This is a genomic window from Streptomyces spororaveus (assembly GCF_016755875.1).
Lineage (GTDB): Bacteria > Actinomycetota > Actinomycetes > Streptomycetales > Streptomycetaceae > Streptomyces > Streptomyces spororaveus.
The window spans coordinates 2657199-2674947 of the sequence record NZ_BNED01000005.1; the positions used below are offsets into that span (position 1 = coordinate 2657199).

The window sequence follows — 17749 nt, forward strand, 5'->3', positions numbered from 1 at the left end:
CCGGTTGCGACGTCCCGTCCGTTTTCGAGGGATTGATGCTCCGGTGAGCCAGATCGTCGTCAAACGCCCGCCGCGGTCCCTGCCGCCCGAGGTTCCCGCGGAGGAGCTGCGGCTGGAAGCTCCGCCCGAACTTCCGCGCGGGCAGCAGGAGGGCATGCTGATGCAGCTCCTGCCGATGCTCGGCATGGGCTCGTCCGTCGTCTTCTTCTTCATGCCGGGCGCCGCTCCCTTCATGCGCATCATGGGTGTGCTGATGCTGGCGTCCACGGTGGCCATGGTCGTGGCCCAGTTGGCGCGCCATCGGCGTGGTACGCAGGGGCAAATGGCCGATGTGCGCCGGGACTACCTCAAATATCTCGCCCAGACACGCCGTCAGGTACGCCGGACCGCGCGGGCGCAGCGCGACGCGCAGCTCTACCTGCACCCGGCTCCCGAGCAGTTGTGGTCGGTGGTGGCGGAGGGCTCCCGGCTGTGGGAGCGGCGGGTCGGCGACCAGGACTTCGGGCAGGCCCGGGTCGGGCTGGGCGCGCAGCGCCTGGCGACACCGCTGGTGGCGCCGGACACCGCGCCGGTGGACGAGCTGGAGCCGCTGACCGCGGGCGCGATGCAGCGGTTCCTGAAGGTGCACTCCTCGCTGGACGGACTCCCGATGGCGCTGTCGATCCGCGCCTTCTACCACGTGACGGTGTCCGGGGAGCCGGAGTCCGCGCGCAGTACCGCGCGGGCGATGGTGGCGCAGCTGGCGACGCTGCACTCCCCCGAGGACCTGATGGTGGCCGTGGTGGCCGCGCCGGGTGCGGTGCCCGCGTGGGACTGGACGAAGTGGCTGCCGCACACGCAGGTGCCGGGTCAGGTCGACGGGGCCGGTACGAAGCGGCTGTTCGGCGACGACCTCGTCGAGCTGGAGGGGCTGCTGGCCTCCCGGCTGGACGGCCGGCCGCGGTTCAGCCGCGAGGTGTCCCCGGTGCTGGACCAGCCGCACCTGGTGGTCGTGCTGGACGGTGGCATGGTGCCGCCGGACTCGGTGTTCGCCGCGGCCGAGGGCCTGCAGGGCGTCACCATAGTCGAGGTGGTCGCGGGCGAGCTGGACGAGCCGCGCGGCGGTCTGTCGGTCGTGGTACGGCCGGGCCGGCTGCGTCTGGATTCGGGCGCGGGGGTCGCGTACGAGGGCGTGCCGGACACGCTGTCGCTGCCCGCGGCGGAGGCGCTGGCCCGGCAGCTGGCGCCGATGCGCACCGGTGGCGGGGACGACGACGAGCCGCTGCTGGCCAATCTGGACTTCACCGATCTGCTGAACCTGGGTGACGCGGCCGCGGTCGACGTCGCGCGGACCTGGCGGCCGAGGTCGGCCGGTGAGCGGCTGCGCGTGCCGATCGGTGTGGGCGAGGACGGCGCCCCGGTCATGCTGGACCTGAAGGAGGCCGCGCAGGAGGGCATGGGTCCGCACGGTCTGTGTGTGGGCGCGACCGGTTCCGGCAAGTCGGAGCTGCTGCGCACGCTGGTGCTGGGTCTGGCGGTCACGCACACCTCGGAGACCCTGAACTTCGTGCTCGCCGACTTCAAGGGCGGTGCGACCTTCACGGGTATGGGGCAGATGCCGCACGTCGCGGCGGTGATCACCAACCTGGCGGACGACCTCACGCTCGTGGACCGCATGGGCGACTCGATCCGCGGTGAGCTGCAGCGCCGTCAGGAGCTGCTGCGTTCGGCGGGCAACTACGCGAACATCCACGACTACGAGAAGGCCCGTGCGGCGGGCGCCCCGCTGGAGCCGCTGGCCTCGCTGGTGCTGGTCATCGACGAGTTCAGCGAGCTGCTGACGGCGAAGCCGGACTTCATCGACATGTTCATCCAGATCGGCCGTATCGGCCGTTCGCTGGGTGTGCACCTGCTGCTGGCCTCGCAGCGCCTGGAGGAGGGCAAGCTGCGCGGTCTGGAGACGTACCTGTCGTACCGGATCGGTCTGCGGACCTTCTCGGCGGCGGAGTCGCGGACCGCGATCGGTGTGCCGGACGCCTACCACCTGCCGTCGGTGCCCGGTTCGGGCTATCTGAAGTTCGGTACGGACGAGATGACCCGCTTCAAGGCGGCGTACGTCTCGGGCACCTACCGTTCGGGCGGGCCGGACCTGTCGGTGGGGCAGTTCCCGGTGGAGCGGCGGCCCGCGCTGTTCACGGCGGCGCCGGTGCCGGTGGTGTACGCGGCCCCGGACCCGGCGTACCTGGCGGCGCAGTCGGCGCGGGAGGACGACGCGCTGGCGGACACGGTGCTGGACGTGATCGTGAGCCGGCTGGAGGGCCAGGGCGTACCGGCGCACCAGGTGTGGCTGCCGCCGCTCGACCAGGCTCCGCCGCTGGACCAGTTGCTGCCGGCGCTGGCGCCGAGCGCCGAGCGCGGGCTGCACGCGGACGGGTACACGCGGCTCGGTGGGCTCGTCGTCCCGCTCGGCCTCATCGACAAGCCGTTCGAGCAGCGGCGCGAGGTGCTGTACCGGGACTTCTCGGGTGCGGCGGGCCACATGATGGTGGTCGGCGGTCCGCAGTCGGGCAAGTCGACGCTGATGCGGACGCTGATCGCCTCGTTCGCGCTGACCCACACCCCGCGCGAGGTGCAGTTCTACGGGCTGGACTTCGGTGGCGGCAGCCTGTCGTCGATCGCCGAGCTGCCGCACGTGGGCGGGATCGCCTCGCGGCTTGACCCGGAGCGGGTCCGGCGTACGGTCTCGGAGGTGGGGGGCATCCTCAACCGCCGTGAGGAGTTCTTCCGCGCGAACAACATCGACTCGATCGGCACCTACCGGCGCCGGCGGGCGGCCGGCGACCTGCCGAACGAGCCGTGGGGCGACGTGTTCCTGATCGTCGACGGCTGGGGCAACTTCCGGGGCGAGTACGAGGGCCTGGAGCAGATCGTCACGGACATCGCCTCCCGGGGTCTGGGCTACGGCATCCACGTGGTGATCACCGCGGCTCGGTACATGGAGGTGCGGGCCGCGCTCAAGGACCAGATGCTCAGCCGTCTGGAGCTGCGGCTCGGCGACACGATGGACTCCGAGTTCGACCGCAAGGTCGCGGCGAACGTCCCCACCGGGATGCCCGGCCGCGGCCAGGTCGCGGAGAAGCTGCACTTCCTGGGCGCGCTGCCGCGGACGGACGGCTCGCACGAGGAGGGCGACCTGTCCGAGGCCACGGCCGCGTTCGTGGCCGCGGTGAAGCAGAACTGGGCGGGGCAGGCGGCTCCCGGGGTGCGGCTGCTGCCGCGGCTGCTCCACTCCGACCAGCTGCCCAAGGGCGGGGAGTACCCCGGCCGCGGGATCGCGATCGGTATCGACGAGACCGATCTGGAGCCGGTCTTCATCGACTTCGAGTCCGATCCCTTCCTGCTCGTCTTCGGTGAGAGCGAGTCGGGCAAGACGAACCTGCTGCGGCTCATCGCCAAGCAGATCTCCGAGCGGTACACGCCTGACCAGGCACGTCTGGTCGTGGGCGACTACCGGCGGGGCCTGCTCGGGGCGCTGCCGGAGGAGCACCTGCTGGAGTACGCGCCGATGGCGAGCTCGCTGCAGATGCACATGGAGGCGCTGGGCGGGGTGTTCTCGCGGCGGCAGCCGCCGACCGACGTCACTCCGCAGCAGCTGCGCGACCGCAGCTGGTGGACGGGCCCGGACGTGTTCATCATCATCGACGACTACGACCTGGTCTCCACGAGCCAGGGCAATCCGCTGGCGCCGCTGGTGGAGTTCCTGCCGTTCGCGCGGGACACGGGTGTCCGCTTCATCATCGCGCGCAACTCGGCGGGCGCCTCCCGTTCTCTGTACGAGCCGTTCATGCAGCGGTTCAAGGAGCTGGGCGCGCAGGGCCTCGTACTGTCCGGCGACCCGTCCGAGGGCGACCTGATCGGCACCGTGCGGCCGCGTCCGATGCCGCCGGGCCGGGCCTACTTCTCCTCGCGCAGGCGGGGGACCTCGCTGGTCCAGCTCGGCCGGATGCCGGGCGGCATGTGAGTCCCCGGGCCCTGGTGGCGGGCCGGCCGGAGCGCCGCTCACCAGGGCCCGGGCACCGGGCATCCGGGGGAAACCCGTCCCGGCCGGCGGCGCAGCCCCGATAATCGGCGGTGAAGACCGCGCCACCGAGGGAAGGGCCTCCTATGGGCACCCAGCAGGAGAAGGACGAGCTGTACGCGCTGGACATCAGCGGTGTGGAGTGGGAGGGGCCGCCCGGGACCAGCCCGGACGAGGAGCGGGTCGAGATCGCCCGGCTTCCCGAGGGAGCGGTCGCCATGCGGTCCTCGCTGGACCGGGACACGGTGCTGCGCTACACCGCCGCCGAGTGGGAGGCGTTCGTACTCGGCGCCAGGGACGGCGAGTTCGACCTCGACCGGCACCGTCCCTGACCGGACGGACGACACGGCGGGGACGGTACGGCGATGCGCCGAAGGGGCGCGCCCGGTGCGGGCGCGCCCCTTCGGCGCATACGGAACGAAACGGCGTGCTACCGGGCTCAGTAGGCCTCGGTGAACAGGCGCGAGGCCTTCACGTCGGTGGCGCGGTAGTCGCCCTTGCCCTGCTCGATGAGGCGGGCGACCTGCTCCAGCGTCTTCTGCATGTGGTCGGCCTTGGCCCTGTACTTGCCCTGGAGGGTGACGTACTCCTGGTGCGCGTCACCGTCCCAGGTGTCGGTGACGACCTTGAGGGCCGTCTCCATTTCCTTCAGGTCCTGGATGATGTTCCCGGAAACGACGCGGATGCGATCCGCCATCTGCTGGACCGACTCATACCGGACCTTGGTGTGCCCGTCATTGGCGCCCGACATGCTCTTCTCCTTCTCGCTGCGCTGCGGTAACTGGTGAACGACGCTTGCGTCAGATGGCGTTGAGGCCGGAGCTGTTGCCTCCGCCGCTCGACTGGACGGCCCGGAACGCGGCGCGCACCTCGTCGTCCTGCGCGTTGCTGAGGTTCTTGGTCTGAGCCACCGCGTTGTGCAGGACCCCGAGCATCCGGCGGATCTCGTCGTGGTCGTCGTTGACCGTGCTCTGCGCGGAGATGAACCCCGAGGCACCCACACCGGTCCAGCCGGCGCTCACGGTGGCCAGGATGTCCGCGAGCTCGCGGGCCTGCCTGGTGACGGCGTTGGCCGTCTCCTCGATCTTGTTCTTCGCCTTGACGACCGGATCGTCCGCAAGTCCGAAGGTGTTCGTGCTCATCGAAGCTCCTCATTTCTCAATTCGCCGGCAGAACCGGCGGATTGCGCGGCGGAGCGGACGTGGCCCGGCGCGGTTTTGATCCACGCGCCTCGGGTGTCCCCCTCCGCTTCACGCGATCCCCCGATCACACTCGTGAAGCCTGGTGTCACTCTAGCCAGTTCATCGCCCGCCCCCAACACCGGTGGGCCGCTTCCGTTGATGAACTGTGACCGTTCACTGCAAACGGCGTCGGCGGCCGCGCGCATCCCGGATGACCGTCGCGGTGCCGGCGATGACGGCGATGAGGACGGCGCCGATGCCGAGAGCGTACGTTCCGAACCGCTCCTCGCGCTCCTGCGCCGTCTCGGTGAGCTGGAGCGCGGCCGCCTCGGGGGCAGCCGCCGGGGGCGGGCCGGGGTCGGGGACCGGGGCCGTCGGGGCCTGCTGGTCGTGGGAGAGCGCGCGCACGGGGTCGACGACACCCCAACCCACGTAGTCGTCACGGCCGTTGACGGCGCGTTCGGCAGTGTTCTGGATCTGCCAGACGATCTGCTGCGCGGACCAGTCCCCGTGCTTGGCACGCAGCAGGGCGGCGACGCCGGCGACGTACGGCGCGGAGAAACTGGTGCCGTTGTCGATGCACTGGCCGAAACCGGGGACGGTGGAGACCATGTCGACGCCGGGTGCCGCCACCCCGATGAAGTCACCGGGCTGGGAGAACTGGGCCCGCTCGTTGTTGCGGTCCGAGGCCGCCACGGCGAGCACGCCGGGGAAGGCCGCCGGGTAGGTCTTGCGCTTCTGGCCGCTCATGCCGTCGTTGCCCGCCGAGGCCACCACCACGACGTTGGCGGCGACGGCCTTCTGGACCGACTTGCCCAGATCGGAGTCGGCGGACAGCTGCGCGTCGGTGTCCTGGGAGATGTTGATCACTTGTGCGCCCTTGGCCACGGCGTGGTCGATGGCCTGGCTCAGGTTCAGGGCGTTGCCCTTGCCCTGCCCGTCGTTCTGCCGGATCGGGATGATCGTCGATTCCGGGGCGAGGCCGACGAAGCCGGTGCCCTGCTGGGGGCGGGCCGCGATCAGCCCGGCGACCTTGGTGCCGTGGCCGACCGTGTCGGTCGTGCCGTCGCCGCCCTTGGGGTCGACGAAGTCCTTGCCGGCTCCGGTGTCGATGGCGGCGCTGAGCTGCGGGTTCGCCCGGTCCACCCCGGTGTCGATGACCGCGACGCGGACGCCGTTGCCGTTCTTGTCCTTGCCCTTGGTCTGCGCCCAGAGCTCGTCGAGCAGCAGTCGCTGGAGGGCCCAGGGCCGGTCCTCGATCTGCTTCTTCATGGGGAAGGTGCACTCCCCCGCGCCGTCGAGGCGCAGCACGTGGGGGAGTTGCGCGTACGGGGCCGGCGCCCCCGGGTGCTGCGGCACGGCGGCCGGGGCCGCGGCGGCCGTGCCCGCGCCGCCCGAGGCCAGGGTGAGCGCGAAGGCGGCGGCCAGGAGGGTCCGCCGGGGCGCGTGGGTGCGGGTCATCGGCGGCGTCCTCACGAACCCTGGGGCTGACGTGCGGAGTTGGTATCCAGCCGGGGTCCCTTGGAGAGGAACTCCGACCAGGCGATGGGCACCATGGCCGGGTTGACGCTGCCGTAGCCGAGCCGGACCTGTGCCTGGCTCGCCTCGGGGCGGACGTCCGTACCGGCCTTCGACTGGTCGGGCGCGCCGATCTTCGACTGCTCGGAGTCGCTGTCGCCGTTGGCCTGGACGGCGTACCGCAGGCCGGTGTCGGTGACCAGGAAGAGGGAGCCGCCTGCCGTGGTCTGCTTGCCCTGGACCTGGGTGTAGAGCAGGCCCGAGCCCGGGGTGACGTACGCGCTGGTGCCGCTGGCGGTGATGTCGACGGGGAAGCCGGTGCCGGCCCAGGTGCTCAGGGTCTGGTTGCCCTGGCCGTCGACGGAGCGCAGGACGCTGCAGACCGTGTCGCGGTTGTTGGCGCCGCCGGCCTGGTTGCCGGCGGGCGGCGTCGTCTGGTTGATCCGTTCGGTCTTCTTCTGGGGCCACTTGACCTCGCCCGCGAACGGGGTGGCGTCCGGGTTGATCGACTGGAGGTCGACCTCGCGGGGCTTGCCGTGCATGTTGAGGCCGTCGGTCGCGGGCGCCGAGATCAGCAGCCAGGCGACGAAGTCGGAGACCGGTGCGACCTTCCCGGGCAGCACCACGTAGTGCTGTGCGCCGGAGCCGGTCTGCGCCTTGAGCACCATCCCGACCTTGTTGTCGGCGGTCCCCAGGCCCTTGACCCCGGCGTCGGTCCCGGCCTTGCCGGGCAGCGGCGGGAAGGACAGGTCCTCGCCGGAGTTGAGGGTCCCCAGCCACTCCGGGCTCACCTGCTGCGGGGTGGCGCCGGTGCCGACCAGCGCGTTGGTCATCGTCCCGGCCGCCGGGGTGCCCTCGGGGAACTTGTACTTCGTCCCGGCCGCGTCGACCAGGTAGCGCTCCTGGCCCGCGGCCGTGCTCTGCACGTACAGCGACTGGGTGTCGGTGAGCCTGCGGGCGTCGTCCGTCTTGGCCGCCTCGCGGTCGGCGAGCACGAAGGTGGCGGTCTGCACACCACGGCCGTTGCCGCCCGGCTGCTGGCAGACCGCCCAGCGCTTGGCCTTCCCCGCTTCCTCCTTGGAGGGGAGCCGGTCGGGGGCGTACTGGATGCCGATGATGGGGCCGCGCGGCGGGTTGCCCGCGTCGAGGACCTTGTCCTCCACCTGGATCACCTTGAACTTCGAGGGATCCAGCAGGAGTCGGGCGGACGCCAGGTTCAGCACCGGGTGCAGCCGGGTCTGGTCCTTGCCGCCCACCTTCGTCGTCAGGACCACGTACCGGGTCGTCGATTCCTTGCCGACGATGACCCTGGTCCCCGGTTCCGCCCAGCCCTTGGGGGCCGTCGGCTTGAACATGCCCCAGGCGCCGAACCCGGCGAGCACCAGCGCGCCGGCGATCAGCCCCGGGAGGACCGCGCGCAGCGGGCGCGGCGCACCTTCCTCGCTGCCCGTGGCGGATGGCTGGAGGAACGCGGCCACCGTGCGCCGCTTCGCAAAGGTGTACGCGTTGAGCTCATCACGTCGTGATGCCATGACCGCCTGTTTCTCCCCGCACGGCCCGGCCGGTGAGTACGGTCCCCGGGCCTCGATTGTCGGACCGGGCACCTACTATGCCTCTTGACGGACGGTATGAAGGGGCCGGGTAGGGTGAGCCTGCCGCCCAGCCCCCTCCGCACCGGGTCAATCAGGGCTTGTTGGGGTGGATTGGGGAGATTCCGGGGTCATGCGGCAGGTGCCGCGCAGCGCCGGGACTCACGGGGTCTGGCCCCGGAAAGGGGAAGTGCGCGAGTGATGGCCACCGCGACGGAGCAGCAGACCGGCGCGCCCGCACCGGCACGTGTCGGGGTGACGCCGCATCCGAAGTCGAGCCCCGGCCGCTTCGGACCGTTCCGACTGCAACAGCTCGTGCTGCTCCAAGTCGCCGCAGCCGCCCTGCTGGTGGCCTGGGTGGTCGAACCGCTGCTGCTGGTTCCCGCCGGTGTACTGGCGCTCGTCCTGGTGGTGCTCGCGGTCGTACGCCGCCACCAGCGCTCCCTGCCGGAATGGATCGGCGGCGCCCTCGCCCTGCGCACGCGCCGGCGCCGGGCCGCGTCCTTCACCGTGCCCGCGGGCACCGAGCCGGGTCTCGCGCCGCTGGTCGAGGCAGATCCGGCGCTGCGCACCCTCACCTTCAGCGACCGCGACCGGCGCCCGGTCGGGATGATCGGCGACGGGACCTTCCTGACCGCGGTCGTCCAGGTGGACTCGGACGCCACCGCGCTGCGGCCCGACCGGGCGGCGCGGCCGCTGCCGCTGGCCGTCGTACGGGACATCCTCGAAGTGGACGGCATCCGGCTGGAGTCCGCGCAGCTCGTGCAGCACACCCAGCCGGCGCCGGCCCCGCACCTGCCCGCCCAGTCGATGGCGACCCGCAACTACGCGCCGCTGCAGGCCCGGACGGGAACCCCTGCGGTCCGGCTGACGTGGATCGCGCTCAAGCTGGACCCGGAGCTGTGCCCGGAGGCCGTCACTGCGCGCGGCGGCGGGCTGCCCGGCGCGCAGCGCTGCCTGGTGCGTGCGGCGGACCAGCTGGTGAGCCGGCTGGCCGGGGCCGGGTTCTCGGCCACCGTGCTGACGGAGCAGGAGCTGACGGCGGCGCTGGCCACCTCCTCGTGCGCCAACCCGATGGCGATCACCCAGGCCGGGCGGTCGAACAGCACCGGCCGGCGGACCGAGGAGACCTCGCGGACCTGGCGCTGCGACGACCGGCGGCACACGACGTACTGGATAGGCCGCTGGCCGCAGCTGGGCGGCGCCGGTTCGGCGGCGCTGCCGCAGTTCGTGGCGCTGCTGACCTCGCTGCCCGCGCTCGCGACGAACTTCAGTCTGACGATGGCCCCGGCGGAGCGACAGGGCGTCACCCTGACCGGACACGTACGGGTGACCGGCCGCAGCGACGAGGAACTCGTGGCGGCCCGCCGGGAGTTGGAGAGGACGGCCCGGGGCGTGAAGACCGGGCTGGTCCGGCTCGACCGTGAACAGGTGCCGGGGCTGCTGGCTTCGCTGCCGCTGGGAGGGGCGCGATGAGGGGCGGATTCGGGCTGGTCGGCCCGCGCAGGGAACGGCACGTGGTGCCCGCCGCGGACCTCGACCTGCTGGCGCTGCCCGTGGGTGACGACGGGGTCGTCATCGGCGTGGACGCCGAGGGCCGGTCGGCGGTGCTCGGCATCAACCGGCCGACACCGTACGAGGTGACGCTGATCGGCGGCCTGTGGACGGCCCAGGTGCTGGCGCTGCGCGCGGCGGCCACGGGTGCCCGCGTCGCGGTGGAGACCGGACGCGGACAGGTGTGGTCCGGGCTGGCCCAGGCGGCGGGCGGCGGGCAGCAGTGCGTGACCCTGCACGAGGTGGGCCGGATACCGCCGCAGGGCGCCTCCGCGGGCAGCCCGGTGCTGGTGATCCGCGACTGCGGGATGCGGCCGCCGCGCGGTCGCGTGGTGGCCGGCCCCTGGCAGTCGGTGCTGACCCTGCTGCCGTACCTGAGTCCGACCGCGCCGCGCCTGCTCCAGCAGTCGTCCCTGGTGGGCGTGCAGCGGGTGTCCCCGGACGAAGCGGAGCAGATCGGCCGGCTGATGCGGCTCCCGAAGCAGGCGGTGGACTCCCTGCCGACGCTGGGCGACGGGGTGACCCTGTGGTGCACGCCGCGGGACCGGCAGTTCGTGATGACCCAGGGGACGGACGCCGAGACGGGCCTGCTGGGCGGGGCCCGGCGCATCGACTGACCCGGCCCCTGAGGGGGGCGGACAGTGGTGTCGGCGCGCGATTAGGCTGGGTCCGGGCGCGGCGAGGTGGGCGCCGGACCAGTGTTCGACAGACCAGGAGGACCAGTGAGCGGCGATCGGAACGAGAGGCGCGGCGGGACGTGGGACGTCCCGACGGACGATCAGTCCGACGCGGAGACCGAAGTGACGGGCGAGTTCACGATCGACTACACCCCGCCCGCCTGGTACATGCAGGGCGGGGCCCCCGCCGCGCAGGTACCGGGACTCCCCGAGGGCAGCGGCTTCGAGCCCCACCGCCCGTCGGCACTGGAATCGCCGTCGACGATGCGGATCGCTCCGCCGGCTCCGCGGACGCCGTCCGACGGCGCGGGCCTGCCGGCTCCGTTCCCGCCCGCGCCCGCCGCCCCGGCCGACGCGGCCCCGGCGTACCAGGCGCAGGCGCTGCCGTACTCGACCCCTGCTCCTGCTCCTGCTCCTGCTCCTGCTGCCGAGGCTCCGGCCCCGGCTCCTGCTGCCGCCGAGGCCCCGGCTCCGTTCGAGGCCCCGGCTCCGGCCCCCGCTGCGTTCGAGGTCCCGGCTCCGGTGCCTCCGACCGCCCCGGCGCCCGTGCCGTTCGAGGTCCCGGCCCCGGCTCCCGTCGAGGACGCCCCGCCCGCGCTCGAAGCCCCGGCTCCGGTCGCACCGTTCTCGGACCCGGCCCCGGCCCCGGTCGCCGACGTACCCGCACCCCCGGCCGCGGCCGATGAGGTCGTCCCGGCTCCCGCCGACGCTCCGCCCCCGACGCCGTTCCCGGCCCTGCCGCCCGTCGACGGGGTCACGCCGTACCCGGCCCTGCCGTCGGCCCCCGTCGCGGAGCCGGTCGCCGAGCCGGTGGCCGAGGTTGCGCCCGCGCCCTGGGCAGGCCCCCGGGACACTCCCGCCGAGGGAACGCCCGTACTGCCGCCCGTCGAGCAGCCCTCGGCGCCGGTGGCTCCGGTCGGCCCCGCGGACGCGCCGCCGGCCGTCGCCGAGGCCCCGTTCGGGGGATCCGTCGGCGAACTGCCGTCGCCGCCGCCCTCGTTCGGGAGCCCGGAGGCCTACGCGTTCCCGCCTCCGACTCCCACGCCGCCGCAGCAGCATGCGCCGCAGCCGCAGCAGTACGACCCCCGCACCGCCGGCCAGTGGTCCGCCGGGCCCGGGCAGCAGCACCCGCAGCCGCATGCGCAGCAGCCGCAGCCGCCGCAGCCGCACGACCCCCGTTATTCGGCCGGCCAGACCGGCGGCGGGGCTCCCCTCGGCTACACCGCCGCCGTCGAGCTGTCGTCCGACCGCCTGCTGCGCAACAAGCAGAAGCCCAAGAACAACAACAACGGTGTCGGCGGCCGGTTCCGCTTCGGCGGCAAGGCGGCCGAGGCGGAGCGCCAGCGCAAGCTGGAGCTGATCCGCACCCCGGTCATGTCCTGCTACCGCATCGCCGTCATCAGCCTCAAGGGCGGCGTCGGCAAGACCACGACCACCACCGCCCTCGGCGCCACCCTCGCCACCGAGCGCCAGGACAAGATCCTGGCCATCGACGCGAACCCCGACGCCGGTACCCTCGGCCGCCGGGTCCGCCGCGAGACCGGTGCCACCATCCGGGACCTGGTCCAGGCGATCCCGTACCTGAACTCGTACATGGACATCCGCCGGTTCACCTCCCAGGCGCCCTCCGGCCTGGAGATCATCGCGAACGACGTGGACCCGGCCGTCTCCACGACCTTCAACGACGAGGACTACCGCCGCGTCATCGAGACGCTGGGCCGCCAGTACCCGATCATCCTCACCGACTCGGGCACCGGCCTCCTCTACTCCGCCATGCGCGGCGTCCTGGACCTGGCCGATCAGCTGATCATCATCTCGACCCCGTCCGTGGACGGCGCCAGCAGCGCCAGCACCACCCTCGACTGGCTCTCCGCGCACGGGTACGCCGACCTCGTCTCACGCTCCCTGACCGTCATCTCGGGAGTCCGTGAGACCAGCAAGATGATCAAGATCGAGGACATCGTGCAGCACTTCGAGACCCGCTGCCGCGGTGTCGTCGTGGTGCCGTTCGACGAGCACCTCGCGGCCGGCGCCGAGGTCGATCTCGACATGATGCGGCCCAAGACGCGCGAGGCGTACTTCAACCTCTCCGCCCTCGTGGCCGAGGACTTCCTGCGGGCCCAGCAGCAGGCCCCGCAGGGTCACTGGGGTGCCCCGCAGCAGCCCCAGGCTCCTCAGCACGCCTACGGGCAGCAGCCGCCTCAGCAGCCGCAGCCGTACGGCCAGCCCCAGGGACAGCCCACGTACCAGCAGCCGCCCCAACCTCAGCAGCCGCAGCCCTACGGTCAGCCGTACCCGCAGCCCGGCCAGCCCTGGCAGCAGCCCCAGGCCCCGCAGCAGCAGCCGCCCCAGCCCCAGCAGCCCCCGCGCGACCCGCGCCTCGGCTGACCGACGGACGAAGCAGAAGGGCCCGTACCACCCCCGGGGGTGGTACGGGCCCTTCTGCTTCGTCCGTCGGCGTCAGCGCTTCATGTCGTACGCGTCCGTCAGCACCCGCGCCCGCTTCACGTCGTCCGCGATCGCCTCCAGCAGCCCGTCCAGCGACTCGAACTTCGCCATCCCCCGCACGTACGCGAGGAAGTCGACGGCGACGTGCATCCCGTACAGATCGAGCCCCACGCGGTCGATCGCGTACGCCTCCACGGTCCGCTCGGTCGCGTCGAACTGCACGTTCGTCCCCACCGAGATCGCCGCGGGCATCCGCTCGCCGTCCGCCGTCAGCCAGCCCGCGTAGACCCCGTCCGCCGGGATCGCGGTGTGCGGCTGCGTCTCGACGTTCGCCGTCGGGTAGCCGAGCTCGCGCCCGCGCTGCGCACCGCGCACCACCACGCCCTCGACCCGGTGCGGACGCCCCAGGATCTCGGCCGCGCCGTCCATGTCGCCCTCCGAGACCAGTCGGCGCGCCAGCGTCGAGGAGAACGGCACCCCGCCACCCGCCTCGCCCCGCTCGACCAGGTCCACGACGTCCACCTCGTAGTCGTACGTGGAGCCCAGCTCGCGCAGGAAGTCGACGTTCCCGGCGGCCCGGTGGCCGAAGCGGAAGTTCGGGCCCTCGATGACGGCGCGCGCGTGCAGCTTGTCGACGAGGACCTTCACGATGAAGTCGGCCGGGGACAGCTGGGAGAACTCCGCCGTGAACGGCAGGATCAGCAGCGCGTCCACGCCCAGTCCGGCCATCAGCTCGGCACGCCGGTCGTAGGGGGCCAGGATCGGCGGGTGGCTGCCGGGGCGGACCACCTCGCTCGGGTGCGGGTCGAACGTGACCACCACGGAGGGGACGCCGAGCTCACGCGCCGCGGCCACCGCCCGTCCGATGATCAGCTGATGTCCCCGGTGCACGCCGTCGTAGGAGCCGATGGTGACGACGCTGCGTCCCCAGTCCTGGGGGATGTCCTCCAAGCCACGCCAGCGCTGCACTGTGACCGCTCCTCGCCCGAACCCGTTTAGTCCTTGAACTGATTGCCGATTGCAGGTCTAAGACTGCCATGCCGGTGGCCGGTGCCCCGCATCGGCATCTGCCTGGATCCGCCACCGTGTCTGTCGTCACGTCACATCCGCGGCCGCCCTGCTCAGTGTCTCCAGCGTCCGCCGGGCGCTCGGCCCGAGCAGGGCCGCGGACTCCGCCGTCGCCGTCGCCAGCCAGCGGGCCACCAGCGCCCCGAAGACCGGCTCGGCCCGGGCCAGCTCCACCGTCCGCCGCTCGAAGACCGCCGCCCCGCCCGGGGCCCGCAGCAGCTGCCGCCCGGTGCGCCGCAGCAGCTCCCGCGTACGGTCCTCCGCGCGCCCGGGGGCCTTCGCCGCGAGGGCCCCGAGGAACGCGTCGAGCACGCCCGGATCGGCCTCCTCGCGCAGCAGGGTGTCGGCCAGCTCGCCGCGCAGCGGGTGCGAGGCCGCCGCACCCGGCGCGGCCAGTACGGCGGCCAGCTCCGCCCGCACCCCGGCCGGGGCGCCGCGGAGCAGGTCCAGCACCAGCGGCCGTACGACCGAGACGGCGGCCGGGCCCTGGTCGAGCCGCCGGTCCACGAAGAAGGCTGCGTGCGGTGCGTCCCCGGGGCTCCGCGCCAGGTGCTCCCGTACGAGCTCACCCGCGCGCCGGGCCAGCCCCGGCGTGGTCAGCGCGGCCAGGGCCCGCACGACCTCGCCGTCGGCCCGGGCCCGCAGGGCGGCGAACACCTCGTCCGGGTCGGGCAGTACGGGCAGGGCCGCGACCAGCGCCGCCGCGGGCAGCCGGGAGCCGGACCCGGGATCGCGGAAGCGGGCGAGGGCGTCGGGCAGGTAGCGGCCGCGCGCCTGCGGGTCGCGCAGCAGGATCGCGAGGGCGCTGCCGTGCAGGGCGGTGTCGGCGGGGCGGGCGAGCAGCGTCTGGGCGGCGTGGCGCAACAGCTCGCGGTCGGCGGGGGTGCGCACGTACGGGGCGGTGGCGAGCCCGTAGGCGGCGGCCGCGACCCGCCGCTCGGGCCGTTCGTCGTGCGCCCAGCGGTCGACGGCCCGGCACAGGGCGGAGGGCTCCTCCTCGGCGAGTACGGCGAGCAGCTCGTCGGCGCGCGGGTGCGCGGCGCGGACGAGCGCCTCGGTGAGGTCGTCCACGGCGAGGCGGCGGTGGGTGTGCAGCAGGGCCTGCGCGGCGGTGGCCACGGTGGCCCCGGGGCGGCCGCGCAGTCGGCGCCCGTCGGTGAACCAGGCGCAGAGCAGCGGCTGCGCGCGCTGCGGGTCCCTCGCGAGGCGGCGGGCCGCGGCATCGAGATAGCGGTCGCCGGGGACCGCCTCGGCGGGGTCGGCGGGCAGCAGCCGGCGCAGCAGGTCGAGGCGGTCGGGCTCGGGCAGCCGGAGCCGGGTCCAGAACCAGCCGCCGAACTCCCCCGGGCCGGCCCGGGTCACGTGCTCGGCGAGGGCGTGCAGGACGGGGAGGTGGGTCCGGGCGTCGGGGGCCCGGAGCAGGGTTTCACGCAGCAGCCGGGCGGCCCACCAGGCGCGGTCCGGGGTGGCCCCCTCCGGTTCCTCGGTGAAACGGTTGAGCCGGTCGACCAGAGCCGTGAGCTCGCCGCGCAGCCGGTCGGGGGCGAGCCTGCGCAGGGCCTCCAGGACGGGCCCGATCCGGTGCCGGGGCACGGGCAGCCCGGGCTCGGCGGGGCCGTGTACGAGCAGGGCGAGCGCGGTGGGGACGTCCAGGTGGCCGGCCTGGATCCAGTCGGACAGCTCCTCGTGGGCGAAGCGGTAGCCGGTGCCGGCGGGCACCAGCAGTCCCTCGGTGAGCACGGCGGAGGCCCAGCCCGTACGCCAGGGGAACAGCTCCTCGAAGGAGGTCCGGTCCAGCTGCCCCTGTCCGGGTCCCAGGGCGCGGCGCGCGGCCTCGTGGACCCGGCCGGCCACGCGCGCCGCGAGCCGCCTGACCCCGGGCCCGTGCACCCTGGCGCCCCCGGCGTCGGCGCAGGCCGCGGCGATCCGGACGGCGGTACGCAGGCACAGCAGGTCCAGATGCGCGGCGAAGACCTCGTCGCGGCCGGGGCGGCCGGCGGTGACCTCGGCGGCGCGGATCCCGGCGAGCAGGCGCAGGGTCAGCGGGTGCCGGGCGTCGGCCTCCCGGACGGCGTCGGCGGGGATGCCGAGGCGGGCCCTGGCGGTCTCCGCCTCGGCGGCGGTGAGGTCCGCGAGCGGGAGGGCGGGCGGCAGCCGCCGGGCGGGGCGGGCCGGGGTGTGCAGCGCCCCGGGCGGGTAGAGGGCGCCGGCCCCCTCCCAGTACTCGGGCCGGGCGGCGACGATCAGCCGGGTGCCGGTCGCGTGCAGCCACTCGGCGGTGGTGGTGGTCCAGGGGCCGAGGCGGTGGGCGAGCTCCGGCGGCATCTCCTCGGGGGCGTCGAGCACGACGAGCAGGCGGCGGCCGGCGCGGGCGACCACGTGCGCGAGCCGCGCCGCGGCTCCCGCCGGCTGCCCGCGCCGCTCGGCCGGGGTGGTTCCGCCGGGGCCGGGCGTGCGCCGGGGCGTCTCCTCCGGCGCCGAACGTGGCGAGGCGCCGGAAGGCGCGGCGGCAGGGCGTTCGGCGCCCTGTGGGGAGCGCCCCGGCGCACACCCGGCCCCGTCGGAACCATGGCGCGGGGAGTGTTCCGGCGTGCTCACGGGCCCGTCGGAACCATGGCGCGGGGAGTGTTCCGGCGTGCTCACGGGCCCGTCGTCACCGCGCGCGGCGGCGACGATGCGGGCCGCCGCGGTCAGGGCGCGGGTCGCCGCGTCGGCCAGGGAGGTGTCGGCGGCGCGCAGGTCCGCGCCGCGCAGCCACAGCGTCGGCGCCGGGCAGGCGCCCCGCGCGCGGCGCACGGCCAGGGCCGCGAGCGCCGTGGTGCGGCCCGTGCCCGGGTCTCCCACGAGGCCGAGGACCGGGCGGTCCCCGGTGGTGAAGGCGGTGAGTTCGGCGACGATGCCCGGGCGCTCCACGGCTTCCGGGTCGTCCGGGGCGAAGGCGGCTCCGAGCGTGGTCGCGGTCAGTTCCAGCGCTCCGGCGAGGTTCAGGTCCCCGCCGTGGCCGGGCACGGTCGCGGCATTGCGCTCCAGCAGGGCGGCCAGCGGGCCGTCCGGGTCGGTACCGGCCGCCGCCCGCAGGGCCACCGCGAAGCCGCCGGAGCGGTGTTCCGCCCGCAGAGCGGTGCCCACCACCGCGAGCACCGCTCCGGTTCCGGCGTCGAGGACCGGGCCCCCGCATGCCTCCCCGCCCAGTCGCAGCGCGTCCCGGCCGTCGGTGCCGATCGCCAGTTCCACGGCCACGCCCGTCCGTACCGCGTGGGACCGGTCCGCCGCCGGGTAGCTGACCTCGGCGCCGCCCAGCACTCGCGCCTGCCGCCATCCCCGCGCGGGCAGCCGTACGTAGGTCCCGGGGTCGATCAGTTCGCGCGGCGCCACCGGGAGCGGCCGTACGCCGAGTCCGTCGGTGCGGATGAGGGCCAGTGCCAGGCCGGGCAGCGCGGTCACGTCGGCCGGCTCGGCCAGCCAGGTCCGCCCGGGGGCGTGCAGCACCACCCGGGTCAGGCCGTCGACGGCCTCGTGACTGGTGACCACCGTCCCGCGGTCGTCGGCGACGAATCCGCTGCCGCGCGTGCGCCCGGCGGGATCGCAGATCTTGACGAGCTCCGCCATGGCCGCACCACTCCCCGCACCGCTTCCCCGCAACGCCCCGTGCTCACG

At 73.9% G+C, this 17749-nt stretch carries 11 protein-coding genes; 5 read left to right on the forward strand and 6 right to left on the reverse strand.

Annotated elements, in window-relative coordinates:
- Positions 1–43 precede the first annotated feature (43 nt).
- Positions 44–4000 carry a type VII secretion protein EccCa gene (gene eccCa, locus Sspor_RS14050; RefSeq protein WP_202199451.1) on the forward strand — a complete coding sequence of 1319 codons (3957 nt, stop codon included), beginning with the start codon at positions 44–46 and terminating at the stop codon, positions 3998–4000.
- Between the two features lie 143 nt (positions 4001–4143).
- The gene (locus Sspor_RS14055) at positions 4144–4389 is read left to right on the forward strand and encodes a DUF397 domain-containing protein (RefSeq protein WP_030708695.1); all 246 of its coding nucleotides are present in this window, start codon (positions 4144–4146) and stop codon (positions 4387–4389) included.
- A 107-nt stretch (positions 4390–4496) separates the two neighbouring features.
- Here the strand turns inward: Sspor_RS14055 and Sspor_RS14060 are convergent, their stop codons facing one another.
- The 4 genes from Sspor_RS14060 to eccB form a co-directional block, all read right to left on the reverse strand.
- Positions 4497–4808, reverse strand: coding sequence for a WXG100 family type VII secretion target (locus Sspor_RS14060; RefSeq protein WP_202199452.1), 312 nt, complete (start codon positions 4806–4808; stop codon positions 4497–4499).
- 49 nt (positions 4809–4857) lie between these two features.
- Positions 4858–5199, reverse strand: coding sequence for a hypothetical protein (locus tag Sspor_RS14065; RefSeq protein ID WP_202199453.1), 342 nt, complete (start codon positions 5197–5199; stop codon positions 4858–4860).
- A gap of 213 nt (positions 5200–5412) precedes the next feature.
- On the reverse strand, positions 5413–6699 hold the full coding sequence (gene mycP / locus Sspor_RS14070; RefSeq protein ID WP_202199454.1) for a type VII secretion-associated serine protease mycosin: 1287 nt from the start codon (positions 6697–6699) through the stop codon (positions 5413–5415).
- Positions 6700–6710: 11 nt separating this feature from the next.
- Positions 6711–8288, reverse strand: coding sequence for a type VII secretion protein EccB (gene eccB / locus Sspor_RS14075; protein WP_202199455.1), 1578 nt, complete (start codon positions 8286–8288; stop codon positions 6711–6713).
- Positions 8289–8546: 258 nt separating this feature from the next.
- Between eccB and eccE the strand changes: the two genes are divergently transcribed.
- From eccE to Sspor_RS14090, 3 genes are all read left to right on the forward strand, one after another.
- The gene (gene eccE / locus Sspor_RS14080) at positions 8547–9821 is read left to right on the forward strand and encodes a type VII secretion protein EccE (RefSeq protein ID WP_237403862.1); all 1275 of its coding nucleotides are present in this window, start codon (positions 8547–8549) and stop codon (positions 9819–9821) included.
- Positions 9818–10516, forward strand: coding sequence for a hypothetical protein (locus Sspor_RS14085; RefSeq protein ID WP_202199456.1), 699 nt, complete (start codon positions 9818–9820; stop codon positions 10514–10516). The genes eccE and Sspor_RS14085 overlap by 4 nt, the downstream gene beginning before the upstream one ends.
- A 105-nt stretch (positions 10517–10621) precedes the next feature.
- Positions 10622–12964 (forward strand): SCO5717 family growth-regulating ATPase, encoded by a 2343-nt coding sequence (locus Sspor_RS14090; RefSeq protein WP_202199457.1) that lies wholly within the window; start codon positions 10622–10624, stop codon positions 12962–12964.
- Positions 12965–13036: 72 nt separating this feature from the next.
- Here Sspor_RS14090 and Sspor_RS14095 read toward each other — a convergent pair whose 3' ends face one another.
- Together Sspor_RS14095 and Sspor_RS14100 are read right to left on the reverse strand one after the other, a co-directional pair.
- Positions 13037–13993 (reverse strand): bifunctional riboflavin kinase/FAD synthetase, encoded by a 957-nt coding sequence (locus tag Sspor_RS14095; protein ID WP_202199458.1) that lies wholly within the window; start codon positions 13991–13993, stop codon positions 13037–13039.
- 126 nt (positions 13994–14119) lie between these two features.
- The gene (locus tag Sspor_RS14100; RefSeq protein WP_202199459.1) at positions 14120–17701 is read right to left on the reverse strand and encodes a serine protease; all 3582 of its coding nucleotides are present in this window, start codon (positions 17699–17701) and stop codon (positions 14120–14122) included.
- Positions 17702–17749 lie beyond the last annotated feature (48 nt).